Raw genomic sequence first — 1523 nt, forward strand, 5'->3', positions numbered from 1 at the left:
ACCAACCGGCGTTCGAACTCGGTAGCCCGTTCGCCGGCATCACTGAATCGGATTTCGTCAATCACTCGACAGTTCCCCTGCTGCCAGGCGCGCCCACATGGGTGTGCCTGTTGGTTTGGTCCCCAGCACGCGGTGCTGGCGCGCTGAACTCAGGCGCGTGCGTCGCGCGCGCTCCGACACGGCGAGATACCCGCGCGTCGTTTCGATGCTTTCGTGGCCCATCAGGGCACGGATGGTTTCGATATCCGCGCCGTCGTCGTACAGCTGCGTGGCAAACGTCACGCGGAAGCGATGGATGCCCCAGTCGCGCAGCTTCGCCGCCTTCGCGTGCTTGCCGACCATCGCTTCGAAGCTGCGCAGCGCAAGCGCGTGCCCCTGCGTGGGCCCAGTCAACGCGACGAACACCGCATCGCGGTCGATGTCGAACGGCAACCCGTCGCGCGCGGCCAGCCATTCGTGCAGCGCGGTGACCACCGGCCCTTCGAACGGCACTTCGCGTTCCTTGGCGCCCTTACCCTCGATCCGCACGACGCCGCGAGCGGCGCTCAATTCCAGGTGCGCCAGCTTCAGGCTGGCCAACTCTTCGCGCCGCAGACCTGTGGTCAGCAGTAGCAGCGTGGCGCAGCGGTCCCGCACCGACCGCAGCGGGTTGGCGCTGGCGATCGCGGCGAACAGGCCGCGCAGCTGGTCGTCGGTGTACTTCTTCGCCGGCTTGGGCTTGACCTTCGGCCCCTGCAGGTCGGCGGCGGCGTTCGCCTTCGCCAGACCACAGGCGCGCCGCCAATCAAAAAAGTTGCGTAGCGCCTGAACCTGCTGTGCACGCCATGTGTTTCCGTTCTTGCACTCCACGGCCAGCCAGCGCTGCCAGCGGTTCAGGTCTTCCAGCGTCACCTGGGTGAAGTCGATGTCGTTGCCGGCGGCCCACGCCAGGAAGCGGCCGGCCGTGCGGCCGTACGACTGCCCCGTGGTCGCCGGCCGYGACCCGCAGTCGATGGTCAGGTGGACCAGCCACAGCCACAGTTCGGCCAGGCTGCGCGGCGGCAGGCCGCGCCGCTCCACGCGCCGCATGACCTCGGCGAAGCGCGGTTCGCTCGCCAGCAGCCACGCACGGTGCGCGGGCAACTCGCGGCCATTGGGGAGCCCTGCCAGCGCTTCGGCGACGCCATCGGGCAGCGGCGCGATGTCCGGCGCGTTCACGCGGCACCGCCGGGGGTCGTCGCCCTTGGGAACCCTTCCCATTTTTCGAGGCGGCAGTAGTTGGGCCGCCCCCCTCGGGGTGCCCGTGGAACAAAGGGGGGGTGCCCCCCCTGCTGCGGTGCCGCGTAGCGCCCCGGTCCGGACACCACGCCAGACCCCTTACAGATCAATGGCTTACGTGCGCCGCTCGCCGGTCTGTTCCAAAGCCCGTGGAACGTTCCACGGCGAGGCCGTCCAGCGGTTCCGCCTACTGCCACAAGGGATGCAGCAAGCCCGTGCGGATGTTCCACGCCAAGGGTAACAACAGTGTTTGCGCGCAATGATTG

Annotated in this window: 1 protein-coding gene; it reads right to left on the bottom strand. The window is 68.5% G+C overall.

Annotated features, from left to right (window positions below; all coding sequences use genetic code 11):
- Nucleotides 1-57 precede the first annotated feature (57 nt).
- Complete coding sequence (locus tag AC04L7_RS18435) at nucleotides 58-1197, bottom strand: tyrosine-type recombinase/integrase (RefSeq protein ID WP_435998528.1); 1140 nt, start codon at nucleotides 1195-1197, stop codon at nucleotides 58-60.
- Nucleotides 1198-1523: the final 326 nt, after the last annotated feature.

Source organism: Pseudoxanthomonas sp. LjRoot204_2, assembly GCF_056175765.1.